The organism is Psychroserpens sp. (assembly GCF_045105015.1).
GTDB lineage: Bacteria > Bacteroidota > Bacteroidia > Flavobacteriales > Flavobacteriaceae > Psychroserpens.
In genome coordinates this window covers 1-15,570 of sequence record NZ_JBGCCX010000147.1, presented here as the reverse complement: position 1 = coordinate 15,570, position 15,570 = coordinate 1, and the positions used below count along the sequence as shown (strand labels likewise).

Sequence of the window (15,570 nt, the reverse complement as noted above, 5' to 3'; positions counted from 1 at the left end):
AAATCTAAAATCGTTATTATTGGTCAAGCTCCAGGAACTAAAGTGCACCAATCTGGAATTCCTTGGGACGATGCTTCTGGACGACAATTACGTAAATGGCTTGACGTATCTGATGAAGACTTTTACGATGATACAAAGTTTGCTATTATACCCATGGGGTTTTGTTATCCAGGAAAAGGGAAAAGTGGTGATTTACCACCTAGAACAGAATGTGCACCACAATGGCATCAACAGTTATTTGATGAAATGAAAGACGTGAAGTTGGTCATTTTAATTGGGATGTATGCTCAAAAATATTATTTAAAAGAAAACGCAAAACTTACGTTGACTGAAACCGTTGCCAATTATAAAGACTACTTGCCCAAATATTTTGTATTACCACATCCTAGTCCGAGAAACCGGTTTTGGTTGTCTAAAAACCCTTGGTTTGATAAGGAGATTTTGCCTATGCTGAAGAGTAAAGTTAGCTCAATCCTTAATTTTTGATATTGTCAACCCTTGATTAAGGGCTTTAGCAGTTGAATCCTCAGTTGCTAATTGAATGGCAGACCTAATTAAAGTCTCAACATCTGTATTTCTATAATCATTTATGGTTTTTATAGGAATATGACGCATCCATTTTCCAGTGCCTTGTAAAAGTTTTTTAGGATCACGAATTACAGTTCCTTTATTAAATCCGAGATTTAAATGATTGGTGTAAATAGGAATCATACAAAAACCATCACCCATTTTTTCAGAAACAGAATACAACGATGTGAGCGCATGCGTATGGTATAATAGTTCATTACTTTGTGGATGAATCTCTAAAATAAATTCACGCAAACCAGTGTACAATTCAATTAACGATTGCTCTTTATATTTTAAATGCTTTAAAAAATCAGGATGTATAATTCGAGTATTCAAATTATTTTAATATTTAGAACCATCATGTTTTCCGACATTGAAACCATGTTTTCCTAAGTATTGGTTACCACTTTCAACAGCACCTTCTTCAATATCTGTTCCCATAGAATCATTCCAGCGGTTGAGGTATCCAAACAATGAAATCACACCAAGCATTTCTACAATTTCACCTTCATTCCAATGGTCGTATAATCGTTTTTTAATATCTGCGTTTACAGCATTAGGTACTTGACTTGCTGCTAAGCTAAAATCTAATGCAGCTCGCTCAGCTTCAGAGAAAGCAGCATGTGTTCTGTATTCCCAAATATTATCGAGTTGTTCTTGTTCTGCACCATAACGTTCTGCAGCACGAATAGCATGTGCCTGACAATAACGACAACCAGTAGAATTACTGCTTACCCAAGCAATCATTCGTTTTAAAGCTGAGGTCACACGACCTTCATTAGCCATTACTGCTTTATTTAAGTTGATAAACGCTTTGCTAATTGCAGGACGACGTTGCATGGTAAGTACTGAATTTGGACAAAACCCAAGGGTTTCATTAAAGAATTCTGCGAGTTCTTTGGTTTCTAAATCATGCTCTGACGATAAAGGTGTAACTAATGCCATTTATATAGAAATTTGAAGTTTTAATAGTATTTTTGACTAAGATAATATTATAAGTTTTAAATAAAGCAAACTAAAAGTTATAACTTTAGTTTCTTTGTTTCACTTCACTAAAAACTAAAAAACATGTCTCATAAAGTTGTCACACATTGGAAAGGAAACTTACAGTTTGATTCTGATAATCCAAGTGGAAAAACATTACTCATGGATACATCTCCTGAAAATGGAGGTTATAATTCAGGATTGGCACCCAAAGCCATGATGTTATCCTCTTTAGCTGGTTGCTCAGGATTAGATGTGGTGTCTATTTTAAAAAAGATGAAAGTACCTTTTTCTGATTTTAGAATTGATACCTATGGAGAATTAACTGATGAACATCCAAAATTTTATCATACTGTATCTGTTGAATATCATTTTTATGGAGATCAGTTAGAGGAAGACAAAATAAAAAAAGCTGTTGATTTGTCTATTGATAAATATTGTGGTGTTATGGAAATGTTTCGAAAATTTTCAGAAGTAAAAACTTCCATTCATTATCATAACATATAGCGAAAATTTTCTATATTAGTACATGCGTTGGACAATTAAACCTAAACCAGATTCTAAAACCGTTGAAGATTTACAAAAAGCACTTCAGGTTGATGCCTCTGTTGCGACCTTATTAGTGCAACGTGGTATTAATACTTATGAAGCTGCCAAAACGTTTTTCAGACCAAGTTTTGAAGACCTTCATGATCCCTTTCTGATGAAAGACATGGATTTGGCTGTGGGGCGAATCGAGAAGGCAATAGCTGATAATGAACATATTTTAGTCTATGGCGATTATGATGTTGACGGAACAACTTCTGTTGCGCTTCTCTCATCTTATTTAAAAACAAAGTCAGAGACCATTGCAACTTATATTCCTGATCGTTACGATGAAGGTTATGGAGTCTCTTATAAAGGGATTGACTTTGCAGATGATAATGATTTCACATTGATTATAGCTTTAGATTGTGGTGTTAAAGCCATAGATAAAGTTGCTTATGCCAAAAAAAAAGGAATCGATTTCATTATATGTGATCATCATAGACCAGGACATGAATTACCTGGAGCAATTGCCGTTTTAGATCCGAAACGTGATGATTGTAATTATCCTTATAAAGAACTGTGTGGTTGTGGCGTAGGATTTAAACTCATTCAAGCTTTAGCTTCAAAAGACAATCAATCTGCTGAAGATCTTTCAGAATATTTAGATTTAGTAGCTACTGCAATTGGAGCGGATATTGTTCCGATTACAGGAGAAAATCGAGCATTGGCTTATTTTGGTTTGCAAGTGATAAATACAAATCCAAGACCTGGCATTAAAGCGTTGATTTCAGAAGTAAAAAAAAATGAATTGACTATTACAGATGTCGTGTTTGTTGTAGCGCCAAGAATTAATGCGGCTGGACGAATGAAACACGGAAATTATGCAGTGACTTTATTGACTGAAACTGATGAATTTCTAGTTGAAGCATATGCTAAAGAGATTAATACATTTAATCTCGATAGACGTGAAGCCGATAAAAGAATTACTCAAGAAGCGCTGATTCAAATAGAAGATAATAATGAAAACGATAGGTTAACAACAGTGGTTTATGACAAATCTTGGCATAAAGGTGTGATTGGTATTGTGGCTTCTAGATTAACTGAAACCTATTACAGACCTACATTAGTATTTACCAAAAGTGGTCAAAGGCTTGCTGCTTCGGCACGATCTATAAAAGGCTTTGATGTGTATAATGCTTTGGATGCTTGTAGTGAGCATATTGAACAATTTGGCGGACACAAATATGCTGCTGGTTTAACATTGAAAGAAGAAAACTATCAGGCTTTTAAACAAGCTTTTGAAAATGAGGTTTCTAAAACAATAGATAGAAATTTACTTACTCCAGAAATACAAATTGATGCACAAATTGAACTGTTTGATATTACACCGAAATTTTATAGAATCATTCGTCAGTTTGCACCTTTTGGACCAGGTAACATGACACCAATATTTATGACTGAAAACCTCAAAGATACTGGTTATGGAAAATGTGTTGGAGAAGATGAAAAACATCTACGAATAACTGCCACACAAGGACACCAAAAAATAGTATCTATTGGATTTAATTTAGGCAATAAACTAGACCTTATCAAAGATAGAAAACCGTTTAATGCAGTGTATTCTATTGATGAAAACCACTGGCAAGGCAATGTCAGTTTACAATTAAAAATACGTGATATTAAACCATAATATTGCAGTTTGTAAGACGTTACTTTAATATGAAATTAACCACATCGATTTTTTTTTCTTGTATTCTAAAGTTTGCTTTGGCTCAAAACCTAGTATTGAATCCTAGTTTTGAAGAGTATATCTCTTGTCCAGAAAGTATCGGGCAGTTTAACTATTCAGTTAAAGATTGGTCGACACCTAATTTCTCAAGCACTGATTATTTCAACACTTGTAGTGAAGGTGTTGGAGCCATAAATTATAATGGTCAACAAACGCCAAGAACGGGAAAAGGATACTCAGGTATTTATGTGTATTCTGATAAAAATTACAGAGAGTACATTCAAGGCGAACTGTCTCAAACTCTAGAAAAAGGTAAAACATACCTCGTTTCTTTTTTTATTAGTTTAGCAGATGAATCTTCATATGCTTTAAATGATATTAATATTCTCTTTTCTGAAGAAAAATTAAAGGTAAGCTTTAAGTCAAGTAATATTGAAAAGACTATCAAGCCGAAAAAAATCACTAATAAAGCATTTGAATTGTTTTCAAATTCTGTCAAGCAATTTTATAACAAGAAAGAGGATTGGACAAGAGTTTCATTTGAGTTTACGTCAAAAGGATATGAAAATTATTTTTCAATAGGGAACTTCAGTAATAACTTAAAAACAAGAAAACAGACAGTGCTTTCTCAAAGTCCTTATTATTTTTCCTATTATTATATAGATGATGTTAGTGTTGAGTTAGCTGAAAAAGAACATATAATAACGACTGATTTAATTTCAGAAACACCCAAAATAAAACCAAATGAAATTTATACATTCAAAAGCCTAGTATTCGATTTTGACAAAACGGAATTATTAGAGAATTCAATAGAGGAGTTAAATCAGTTGTATAATTATCTTGCCGAAAACCCTACTTTAACAGCTGAAATCTATGGTCATACAGATACTATTGGCTCAGGTTCTAGAAATAGAGAATTATCAGAACAACGCGCAAGAGCTGTCGCAGATTATTTAATTTTGAAAGGTCTAAATAAGTCTAGAATAACATCTTTTGGGCTTGGAAGTTCTCAACCCATTTCAAGTAATAAAACAGAAGCGGGAAGACAGGAAAATAGACGCGTTGAGTTTAAATTAATAATGAACTAACTTTTGGCAAAACAAGATCCATATGCTGCATTGCGTTATCGAGAATTCAATATTTTTATATTAGTTCGTTTTGCTCTAGTATTTGCTTGGTCCATGCAATTTGTTATTATAGAATGGCAAGTTTATGCGCTAACAAAAGATCCTCTATACATAGGCTTAATTGGTTTAATGGAAATTATTCCAGCCCTTGGCATGGCCTTGTTTGCTGGACATATTGTTGATCAAAAAGAAAAAAGAAACCTACTTGCGGTTTGTATTGCTTTGTTTTCAATTATTAGTTTTGGCATGTTTTGGATTACCTCTCCAGAAATCACAGAATCATGGTCTGTAAATCAAATCTTGTATTGCATTTATGCGTTAGTGTTTTTTGGAGGCTTATTGCGTTCTTTTTTTGGACCATCAATATTTTCAATAGTTGCACTTATTGTTCCGAAGAAAATTTACCCAAACGCTGCCACATGGAATAGTTCTACATGGCAAATGGCTCGTGTATTAGGTGTTACTTTTGCTGGGTTTTCTATAGGATGGCTTGGCGAAAACGACCAAATGGGAGTACATTGGTCACTTTGTATTGTGTTTGTATTGGTAATGTTTTCATTAGTGATGCTATTTCAAATCAAAAAGAAGCCTATTCTTAATCCGAATATCGGAGAACCTGTTATTCAAAGTTTAAAAGAAGGCGTCAATTTTGTATTTAAAACCAAAGCTATATTAGGAGCTTTAACTTTAGATATGATTTCTGTACTATTTGGAGGAGCAATTGCTTTAGCAGCCGTGTTTGCAACCGACATCTTAAATGTAGGTTCTGAAGGTTTTGGGATTCTTGTAGCTGCTCCAAATGTAGGTTCATTTTTAACAATGTTAGTCACTGCGTATATTCCTATAGTTAGAAAAGCTGGATTGAAGTTACTCGTTGCTGTCTTCGGATTTGGACTAAGTATTATTGCTTTTGGGTTATCTTCTGTGTTTTGGATTTCAGTTATAGCCTTATTCTTTAGTGGAGTATTTGACGGTGTGTCTATGGTCATTCGTCAAACTATTCTTCAGTTGAAAACACCAGACCATATGCGCGGACGTGTATCCTCTGTGAATTCTATGTTTGTTGGATCTTCTAATGAATTAGGCGCATTCGAAAGTGGCTTGACAGCTAAATTAATGGGAACTGCAACAGCAGTAGTATTTGGTGGCACAATGACTTTAATTACTGTAATTTCAACAGCCTTTGTGTCTCCAACTTTTAGAAAGTTAGATTTAACTGAAGATATGCAAGCGCATGATGAGGAAAGTAAGTAGTTATTTGTAAGTCTTTAACTCAAAATCTTTTCCATCAAAAACACCATAAGTATAATATTGAATCCAGTCACCTAGATTGACATATTTAGAATTACCTTCTAAATCTACAGTCATAGGTAAATGACGATGACCATACACGAAAAAATCACGATGAGCTTCTTTTAATTTTGAATTACTGTATTGAATCAACCATTCTTTATCTGCTCCTAAGTATGTTGCATCATGTTCTCCAGAAATCAACTTGTTTTTAACAGAAAGGTATTGGGCAATTTTCATCCCAATATCTGGATGCAACCACTTGAATAGGAATTTAAAAAACGGGTTTGTAAATACCTTCTTCATACGTTTATAGCCTTTATCAAAAGGACCTAAACCATCGCCATGAGCAATGTAAAAAGAGGTATCGTTGAAAATAAACTCTTTAGGTTTATGAAACACTGGGATATTGAGTTCGTTTTCAAAATAACCATTCATCCAAAGATCATGATTACCAACAAAGAAATAAACCGGAATTCCAGAATCACTAATTTCAGCAAGTTTTCCTAAGGTTCTAACAAATCCTTTTGGGACGACAGTTCTGTATTCAAACCAAAAATCAAATAAATCACCAAGTAAGAAAATAGCAGCAGCATCTTTTTTAATCTCGTCTAACCAAGCCACAAACTTTTTTTCACGAGGTAAAGAAGCTTCCGCTGTTGGCGCTCCCAAATGATTGTCAGATGCAAAGTAAATTGATTTGCCTTCTGGAACTTTTATGTGTGTTGGTTTAATCATTATCTGAAGCGTACCACTGAGCATAAGAGGTCGCTGTTTCTTGTAATTTTAAAGAGTGTAATTTGATGTTATCTGGCAATCGTTTTTTTATTTTTTCGGCAAAGTCTATTACCATCATTTCACTGGTAGGCTGATAATCGACTAATAAAACGTTATGATCTCTTTGTTTTAATTCTTTTGCAAGCTCAACATGAGGTGTGTTTTTATTAAACACTGTTGCGTGATCAAAGACGTCTACAATGTCTTCTTTTACGATTTTCTTCAAATCACTAAAATCGATAACCATTCCAAATTTCACATGTGTATTGTCAGAAATAGGCTGTCCGATAACAGTTACATCAAGTCTGTAACTATGACCATGGACATTTTTACATTTTCCATCATAGCCATATAAGGCATGACCTGTTTCGAAAGAAAACTGTTTGGTAATACGAATATTGCTCATTAGCGTCTTTTGTTTCGATTAATGAAATATACAACAACGAGTACGATTCCTAAAATAAGGAATAAACCACTTCCGCTTAAAAATGACATGATGTCCATAGGTTATTTTTTAGATTTATTTTTAAAATACCTAAATATGAAAAAGGCAAAGATTAAGATAATGACATAAGGTAAGTTTTGACCAATAGCATAACCGATATCATAACCTGAATCGTAAGATTCTGAATTTTGAACTACAAATATCAAAACCGCATTCATGTTTAAGTAAATTTATAGTTCAAAGTTACGTCTTTTGTGAAAGCGATAAAAATTGTTGTCTGAATTTTATGATTAAAGGTACACCTCGTGCAATTATCCATAAGGTTAAAGCAATAAACACGGCATATAACTTTAGGTTATAACTGTCAAGTAAAAATAATACCGGAATAAAAACCAAACTTGTAGACAATAAAAGCAGGTTTCTCAGAATTTTCATTTTACCCATGCCTTTAAACATACCATCAAAAATAAAGGCTAAAGCACAAAGTGGTTGCATTGCTAATACAATCCAAAAGACTTTATTAAATTCATTGAGCACTAAAACATCTTCAGTAAAAATAGAACCAATAAAATTATAAGAAATAAAACCAAAACATGCTAAAATAATACCAACACCAATACCACATTTAATTAAGAAGTTACTTAGCAGAAAGAGTGACTTATAGTTTTTAGCACCTAGATATTTTCCAGATAAAATATTACCAGCACTCGCATAACCATCAATAATAAATGCACCTAAAAACCAAAGATTAATTGCAATGGTGTAAGCTGCAATATATTCGGTGCCATAAGAGGTCGCAAAACGTGTGGCGAAATATAACGTAGCATTAAGAGCTAACGTTCGGACAAATAAATTAAGAATCATCACGATGAAATTTTTAATTTCAGGATTAAACGGAAATTTTAATTTCAGTGAGATTTCTGTTTTTTTTAATAAAAAGTAAGCAGAACTTAATGCCATTACTATTTGAGCGATAACACTAGCGTAAGCAGCTCCCTTGATATGCATTGGATTGATAAATCCGTCAACACCATACACCAAGGCAAAATCTAAAATAATATTAACAATGGTTCCAATGATGGCAATAATCATTGGGTAGAATGTGTTTTGTAGTCCTCTAAATGTTCCAAAAACCGCAATAGTGAATAAGGTAAATGGGAAACCAAAAACGCGAATATGATAATAATCGACGCTGTATTCTAAAATAAGATTAGAGGCATTATAGAGTTTAAATATTTGAGCAGCAAATGGCCAAGTGAATATTATAATTAGGATACTAATTGAAGTAATAATAAAAATGGCTTGAGCAGGTAAGTTTTTGACCTGTTCTAATTTGTTAGCGCCAAGATGTTGAGATACAATTGAAGAAATAGTGCTTCTAGTTTGTCCTAAAACCCAAATAAGCATTGAGATAAATGTGCCGACAATACCAACAGCTGCTAGTGATTCTGCAGCATTTAAGTCTACATTTCCAATAATTGCTGTATCTGTTAAAGACAAAATGGGTTCTGCTACACCTGAGATTAATGCTGGAATAGCGAGTTTGTTAATGTTCTTTAATGTGATGTCTGTTTTCAAATGACTAATTCATAACAATAAAAAGGATGTTCACTTTGCTTCGGAAAATAAATATTACCTAAGCGTTTGTATCCTCGAAGTTCGTAAAATTTTTGATTTCTTTTGTTTTCTGAAAAAGTATCCAATCTAACAGATGTATAATTGTTTTCTTTTGCATAGGCTTCAGCGTAAGCCATTAATTCTTGTGCATAACCCTTACCTTGGAATTCTGGATTTACTGCTAAACGATGAATATAAATATTATGATTATTTGTTGTTAGCCATTGTATTGGAATATATTCCGCATCCATAACCGTTGAAATGACAATACAGCCAATAACGGTGTTTTCAACTTCTAAAACATGAAGTTCATTTCGTTTTACATCTTGTTCAAAAGCAGCTTTAGTAGGATAATATTCATTCCACTGATATATGTTTTGAAAGACCATAAACTTTGCACATAATTTCGTGATATGCAGAATATTATCAATATCGTCTTGAGTTGCTTTTCGAATCATTTTTAATACCTATCTTTGCAAAAAATTTATACAAAGTTACTTTTAAATATTTAGTTATGAAGTCTATTTTAGTTCCAGTTGGTTCATCGAAAAATGCCGTTAGTCATTTACAATATGCAGTTGATTTTGCAAAAGCGTTTGGCGCAAAGCTTTATGCAGTTCAGGTTTATAATGTTGATACAAAAGCCGGAACAATGATGAAAGTTGATGAGATGATTGAACGCGAAAGCTTAGGGTTTCTAAAAAGTCATGTAAATAAAATCAACCAAAGAGATGTTGAAATTATTTTGAAAACATTCAAAGGTCAACTTTCTGACACATTAGAACTTGCGTGCCAATCATTAGATGTCGATTTAATAATTTTGGAACCTAGAACGACGTCAATTAAAGATGAAGTATATTTAGGAAAAACATCAGGCAAGATTATTAAACAAACTAATATTCCTGCATTGATTGTTCCTGAGGGCTATGTTTACAAACCGATTGTGAAAATCTTATTAGCCATGAAGTCGGCTATTATTAAAAAAGAGGATGCGTTAATCCCTTTAATGGCAATAAAAGATAAATACAAAGCTGTTTTGAATTTATTATTGGTGAAAACAACATATTACAATGATGGAGATTTAAATGTAAGTGATGATTTAGCGAAACATATAACAAATACGACTACTAGCGAAAACGCAACAACGTATCAAGGTGTTTTGGAACATTACAGAGATAACAACCCAGATTTACTTTGTGTGGTTAGACGTAAGCGAGGATTTTTTACCAAGAAATGGGAAAAAAGCACCATTCTTAAAAAAGATTTCAGCAGTAAATTACCTGTATTAGTGTTGAGAGGATTGAAATAATCCTCAATAGGTATTATTTATAAAACGGATACTTTTTTCTACGACCAGTTTCAAGTTTTCAGGAAGTTTTTCACATTCCCAAGGATGCGTTGCGTCAAAGACATGGTTTGAGTCTTCAATTTCAAAAACCTTACTTTGATTACTCCATGAATGTAAGCTTTCAGCTTCAGTATATTTTACAGAAGTATCACCTTTTGCATGAATGATTAAATATGGAATATTTATGCTTTCTGCAGCATGTTTAATGTTTAATCTTTTTTGATTGGCTTTAAAATCCTCAAAAAACTGATAATAATGAGGCATTTGTTGTTTTGTTCTTCCATTTAAAACATATGTAACACCTTCTTTTTTCCATTTTAACACCTCTTCAGAAGAGCCAAACCTAGAATTAAAATCACTTACACTTGCCCAAGTGATTAGTTTTGTAATTCTTTGATCTTCCGAAGCTTTTAGAATTGAAATTCCACCACCACGTGAATGACCTATAAGTGTAATATTATTAACATCAATATTGATTTTATACTTAAAACTTTCAGAACAAACCAAGTCTAGTATATCCTTTAAATCATTGAGTTCTTTTGTGTAGTTGTTTTCTGCAAAGGCTTCTAAATCTGGAAAATCTATTGGATTTTCAACAGTTCCACCATTATGAGAGAAATTAAACTTAATGAAAAACAAATCATGGTCACTAAATGTTTTAGCGACTAAATCCCATGCTCCCCAATCTTTAAAACCTTTATAGCCATGACAAAAAATAACAAGTGGTTTTTTAATGGCATTAGTGCTGTAGAATGCGTCCCAAACGATGGGTTTGTTGTTTTCTCTGTCCAGTATTTGATTTTTTAAAATCATTAAGAGACTTCCTTTTCAATAAAATTAATATTAGGATTACATATTTCGAAAATGAGTTTTTTCAACTCTACTTCAAAGGCAATTAAAGTCTCTTCCGTTATAAGATTATCTTTTGTTCGGGTTCTTTGAGATTCCTTTTTACCAAATTTAATAAATCCAGAATTCAATTTTTTAAATGATATAATACCAGCTTCAACAGGTAAGTTTATTTTTTCCTGTTTGAACATCATATAAGTATACATTAAGATTTGAAAACTTTTACTGTATTTATCATAATCTGTTGTGATGTCTTCCCAATTTACAATTTCTACTTTATTTTGTTCAACACGACCACTCTTGTAATCAATAATTCTAATTACACCATCAAAGTTGTCTACTCTATCGACTTTACCAGTTAGAGTAACAGGAAAATCTAAACCATCAACATCTATTGAGACTTCGTTTTTAGTTTCAATAGCTAAGATTTTTATCACGTGTCCTTCTTTTAATGCATTACTTTCAAGCGTCAAAAAATTTGAAATATAATGCTTCGCTATTTCATATATTATTAGATTTTTTCCTTTAGTAATATCACCTTGTTTGTATTCTGTTTTAAAATGATGGCTAACCGTAGTTTCAATTTTACCTTTCATTTTAGCAATCAACTCAGAGGTTAGATTTTTTCCTTCAAGTGGTTTATAAAAATCTTCAAGTGTATTATGTATTATGGTTCCTAAAGTATTTAAAGCTACATTCTCTTCAACCTCTTCATATTGTTTTATTCCTAATACTTTTTCAAAATAAAACACTATCGGATTTCTAATGTAATTTGTAAGAGATGATGGTGAAAATCCAGATTTAGAATAATTTTTTAAAGCATTAATAATTGCTGAAGATTTTGAGACTTCTATTAAATTTTGCTCAGTGATAGGTACTTTTGGAGAAACAACATAATGATTAACATCATGAGATTCATCAATTTCTAATTGTGTTATAAATCGACTTTTTTCTCCTCCATTTAGCACATCAGGTTCTGTATTATATATAATATGAACGTTCTTAGCGCGTTGAAGTAGCCTATAAAAATGATATGTGTATACAGCGTCCTTTTCTTTATAAGTAGGCATTTTGTTTTCGAGCTTCACATCAAAAGGAATGAAAGAATTATTACTTTTTCCTGCAGGTAATATACCTTCGTTAACAGATGTTATAATCACAGTTTCAAAATCAAGAACTCTAGACTCTAACATTCCCATAATTTGTAAACCCTTAAGAGGTTCGCCTTTAAAATCTAAGGTTTCACTCTTTAATAATTCTTTATATAAGCCAAAAAGAATAGTTATGGAGTTGATATATGCATAGTTTTTGTTAAGCGTCTTTAATTCATTAAAAACCCTATTAAAACGATATAAATATTCTAAAGCTAATAGGTTGTTTTGCTTATTTATATTTAATGACTCCTTTATTTTTATAATCAATTGAGAACAAACTTCTAATGCAACACCTGAATTGTTTTTCCACGAACCAAATAACAAATCTACAACCTCAGATGAATTTTGCGCAAGTGTTTTAAGTTTATCTATTGTGATATAGCTAATATTATTTTGTTGAATTTCATAAATAATATGATCTGAAATGTTTGTGCCTTTGGAGTTGAAAAGTGGTTTTATAAATTGATTTGATAAAATTGAAATCACATCTCTATAATAAATAGTTTCAGCTTCCGATTTGTGTAACCTAAAGAGGTTTTCAAATAAAGACGACATAGGGATACTATTTAACGGCAAACCCATTGTGATATTTATAGGGCCAATACCTTCAGGGATAGAGTTTAGTAGTGGAATTAATAAAGATTCATCTCCCAAAACAACAGCAGTATGTTCTAAAGATTTGCTTTTGTTTTTTAAATCTAAAAGTAACTCACCTACATATTTAATCTGACCAATGTTTTTTGGAGTACCAATACAGTTGATGTTTTTTTCTGTTTTGTAATGTTTAGATTCCCAGTTAAAAGGTTCTTTTTCAAAATAATGCCATTCATTCTTATGAGCTCTGATAAACAAACCTGCATCATGTATTTTGTCTTCAACAAAAGACTTATCTATATCCCAGTAAATATTTGCTTTGTTTTGTTGTAAGAACTCTTGTATTATAATTTCTTCAGCTTTATTCAGTGCATTAAACCCAACAAACACATAGGTTTCATTTTGATGCAAAGCTATAAACTGCTCAAGATTCTCAACAGCTTCTTTATAAACTAAACCTTGATACCCTTTTTTGCTTTCAATTAGTTGATGGTTTAATTCGGTATAGTAGATTTTTAATCGATTCCAGAACGCGAGATAATTTTTGATATATGTTGTTTGGTTTTCCTCAAGAGACCAATGTTTATGCTCTATTTCTTTGATAGCATTTAAGTAATCAAAAACTTGGTTTGGCGGCACTAGGTACCTATCAATCTCATTGAAATCTTGCAGTAGTATTTGAGCCCACTTAGAAAACGTGTCGAATGGTTCTATTAAATCTTTTGGAGTATGATTTAAATAGACTTTATAAAATTCAAATAGTAAATCAGTATTACTAGCATATGTAAGATTAGACAGGGTTTCAATAAATTCTTCTGTAGATAGAATTTTTGGAGCAAAAATAGTTTCGTTTAGTTGGGTAGAGATATGATTTTTAAGAAAAACACCTGCTCTTTTACTTGGTAATACGAATGTTAATTTTGAGAAATTAGCATTCTCGTTTTGAAGATCGTTTACAACATCGTTTAAAAAACTTATCATAGTATAAAAATAAAAAACGCTCCGAATTTCGGAGCGTTTTTTAAAACTTATTACGATGTTTAGTAAAACTTATTTTTTAAGTTTTACTTCAACACGTCTGTTGTTAGCTTTTCCAGCTCTAGTTTTGTTTGAATCAATAGGATAATCTTCTCCAAATCCTGAAGCAGATAATCTATCAGCAGCAATTCCATTTGCGATTAAATAATCTCTAACAGCATTTGCTCTTCTTTCAGATAACAATTGATTAGATTTTTTAGCACCATCACTATCAGTATGACCTTCTATAGAGAAGCTTGCTTCTGGGTACTCTTTAAAGATAGCAGTCATAGCTTCTAATACAGGAGCTGTTTCAGATTTAAATGAAGCTCTACCTGAATTAAATAAGATAGTTCTTGCATAGCTATTTAATTGCTCCATAACTTCAGCAGTAGGGTTAATTTCTGGGCAACCATTGTTAGCTACAGTTCCTGCTTCATTAGGACACTTATCATCTTTGTCTAATACACCATCGTTATCAGCATCTGGCCAAGGACATCCTTTGTTAGCAGAAGGACCTGCTTCGTTAGGACAATCATCAGCATTATCAGCTACACCGTCATTATCAGCATCTGGACAACCGTTAAGAGCTGCAAGACCTGCTTCGTTAGGACAATCATCAGCATTATCAGCTACACCGTCACCATCAGAATCTGGACAACCATTAAATTCAGCTAAACCAGCTTCATTTGGACAATCATCTTTTGAATCTTCAATACCATCGTTATCAGAATCTGGACAACCATTGAATGCTTCTAAACCAGGAACATCTGGACAAGCATCGTTTTTGTCATATATACCATCAGAGTCAGTGTCTTTTCCACCAAATCTAACTGATAAAGATACTGAATGTTGGAAGTGATCTTCTAAATAATCTTCAAAAGCGCTTTTGAATGTAGACTGAGCAGTTACACCAATGTTTTCGCTAAACCAGTAAGTAAGACCTACATTACCATTTAAAGTTCCAGCTCCGATATCATCTACCCAAGTGTAACCACCACCAATACCTAATACTGGATCTATTTTGTTAGACTTAATAAGCTTCATGAAACTGTAAGTAACAGTACCATCTAAAGCGTAGTAAGATAAATCGTTAGCTCTAGCATCACCAAATTTATCAATTTCGTTCAGTGAACCTGCTGCTGTAATACTAAAACCTTCATTAATGTATCTAGAAACAGATACCGTTGATAAAGATGGAAGGATATTCCAGTGATCATTTGCGTTGAAATATTCGTCAAGAAAGTCTCCTCTTGGAGCATCTTCTCCAACAGGGTAAAGGTCAACTGCATTTACACCAATACTAATTCTCCAAGGGTTGTTTTCATCTTGTGCATTAGCATTGAAGCTTAAAGCAAGCAACAAAACGAAAAATAATCTGCTAAGATTTTTCATATTCTAAATAATTTAAATTTTAAGTGTTATAAGTGTTAATTCTAGGCAAAAGTAAGTTGTTAAATTTTATTAACAAAGACAAATATATAAAAATATTGATTAGTTGCATTAAATTTAGGGAGTTTGGACTCAATTTAAATAATATTTAG

At 32.5% G+C, this 15,570-nt stretch carries 16 protein-coding genes; 6 read left to right on the top strand and 10 right to left on the bottom strand.

The genetic code is table 11. The features are described 5' to 3' along the window. On the top strand, window positions 1-486 hold a 486-nt coding region (locus AB8B90_RS11450; RefSeq protein WP_405336987.1), incomplete at its 5' end, for a uracil-DNA glycosylase family protein. Here AB8B90_RS11450 and AB8B90_RS11445 read toward each other — a convergent pair. Continuing rightward, the gene (locus tag AB8B90_RS11445) at window positions 469-903 is read right to left on the bottom strand and encodes a DUF5655 domain-containing protein (RefSeq protein WP_405336985.1); all 435 of its coding nucleotides are present in this window, start codon (window positions 901-903) and stop codon (window positions 469-471) included. The genes AB8B90_RS11450 and AB8B90_RS11445 overlap by 18 nt on opposite strands. A gap of 6 nt (window positions 904-909) precedes the next feature. Then, complete coding sequence (locus AB8B90_RS11440) at window positions 910-1,512, bottom strand: carboxymuconolactone decarboxylase family protein (protein WP_405336983.1); 603 nt, start codon at window positions 1,510-1,512, stop codon at window positions 910-912. 123 nt (window positions 1,513-1,635) lie between these two features. On the opposite strand from AB8B90_RS11440, the gene AB8B90_RS11435 reads away from it, so the two are divergent. From AB8B90_RS11435 to AB8B90_RS11420, 4 genes are read left to right on the top strand one after another with little or no spacing between them, the layout of a single operon-like run. Further along, on the top strand, window positions 1,636-2,058 hold the full coding sequence (locus tag AB8B90_RS11435; RefSeq protein ID WP_405336981.1) for an OsmC family protein: 423 nt from the start codon (window positions 1,636-1,638) through the stop codon (window positions 2,056-2,058). A 22-nt stretch (window positions 2,059-2,080) separates the two neighbouring features. Further along, on the top strand, window positions 2,081-3,769 hold the full coding sequence (recJ, locus tag AB8B90_RS11430) for a single-stranded-DNA-specific exonuclease RecJ (RefSeq protein WP_405336979.1): 1,689 nt from the start codon (window positions 2,081-2,083) through the stop codon (window positions 3,767-3,769). A 29-nt stretch (window positions 3,770-3,798) separates the two neighbouring features. Continuing rightward, complete coding sequence (locus AB8B90_RS11425; protein WP_405336977.1) at window positions 3,799-4,896, top strand: OmpA family protein; 1,098 nt, start codon at window positions 3,799-3,801, stop codon at window positions 4,894-4,896. 3 nt (window positions 4,897-4,899) lie between these two features. Then, a complete protein-coding gene (locus AB8B90_RS11420; protein ID WP_405336975.1) occupies window positions 4,900-6,189 on the top strand; it encodes an MFS transporter in 1,290 nt (429 codons plus the stop codon). Here AB8B90_RS11420 and AB8B90_RS11415 read toward each other — a convergent pair whose 3' ends face one another. From AB8B90_RS11415 to AB8B90_RS11395, 5 genes are all read right to left on the bottom strand, one after another. Beyond that, window positions 6,190-6,945 carry a UDP-2,3-diacylglucosamine diphosphatase gene (locus AB8B90_RS11415; RefSeq protein WP_405336989.1) on the bottom strand — a complete coding sequence of 252 codons (756 nt, stop codon included), beginning with the start codon at window positions 6,943-6,945 and terminating at the stop codon, window positions 6,190-6,192. It lies immediately after the preceding gene. A 10-nt stretch (window positions 6,946-6,955) separates the two neighbouring features. Further along, entirely contained in the window at window positions 6,956-7,408 is a 453-nt protein-coding gene (locus tag AB8B90_RS11410) for a 6-pyruvoyl trahydropterin synthase family protein (protein ID WP_405336973.1), read from the bottom strand. A 101-nt stretch (window positions 7,409-7,509) separates the two neighbouring features. Continuing rightward, complete coding sequence (locus AB8B90_RS11405; RefSeq protein ID WP_405336971.1) at window positions 7,510-7,665, bottom strand: hypothetical protein; 156 nt, start codon at window positions 7,663-7,665, stop codon at window positions 7,510-7,512. Between the two features lie 25 nt (window positions 7,666-7,690). Further along, window positions 7,691-9,025, bottom strand: a complete 1,335-nt coding sequence (locus AB8B90_RS11400; protein WP_405336969.1) for an MATE family efflux transporter — start codon at window positions 9,023-9,025, stop codon at window positions 7,691-7,693. Beyond that, window positions 9,022-9,522 (bottom strand): GNAT family N-acetyltransferase, encoded by a 501-nt coding sequence (locus tag AB8B90_RS11395; protein WP_405336967.1) that lies wholly within the window; start codon window positions 9,520-9,522, stop codon window positions 9,022-9,024. The genes AB8B90_RS11400 and AB8B90_RS11395 overlap by 4 nt, the downstream gene beginning before the upstream one ends. Window positions 9,523-9,578: 56 nt before the next feature. Here AB8B90_RS11395 and AB8B90_RS11390 point away from each other — a divergent pair, with 56 nt between their 5' ends. Beyond that, window positions 9,579-10,373, top strand: a complete 795-nt coding sequence (locus AB8B90_RS11390; protein ID WP_405336965.1) for a universal stress protein — start codon at window positions 9,579-9,581, stop codon at window positions 10,371-10,373. Window positions 10,374-10,376: 3 nt separating this feature from the next. On the opposite strand, the gene AB8B90_RS11385 is transcribed toward AB8B90_RS11390, so the two are convergent. The 3 genes from AB8B90_RS11385 to AB8B90_RS11375 form a co-directional block, all read right to left on the bottom strand. Continuing rightward, window positions 10,377-11,225 carry an alpha/beta hydrolase family protein gene (locus AB8B90_RS11385; RefSeq protein ID WP_405336963.1) on the bottom strand — a complete coding sequence of 283 codons (849 nt, stop codon included), beginning with the start codon at window positions 11,223-11,225 and terminating at the stop codon, window positions 10,377-10,379. Then, window positions 11,225-13,990, bottom strand: coding sequence for a PD-(D/E)XK nuclease family protein (locus AB8B90_RS11380; protein WP_405336961.1), 2,766 nt, complete (start codon window positions 13,988-13,990; stop codon window positions 11,225-11,227). Before AB8B90_RS11380 ends, AB8B90_RS11385 begins: the two co-directional genes overlap by 1 nt. 69 nt (window positions 13,991-14,059) lie before the next feature. Further along, a complete protein-coding gene (locus AB8B90_RS11375; protein ID WP_405336959.1) occupies window positions 14,060-15,421 on the bottom strand; it encodes an OmpA family protein in 1,362 nt (453 codons plus the stop codon). Between the last annotated feature and the right edge of the window lie 149 nt (window positions 15,422-15,570).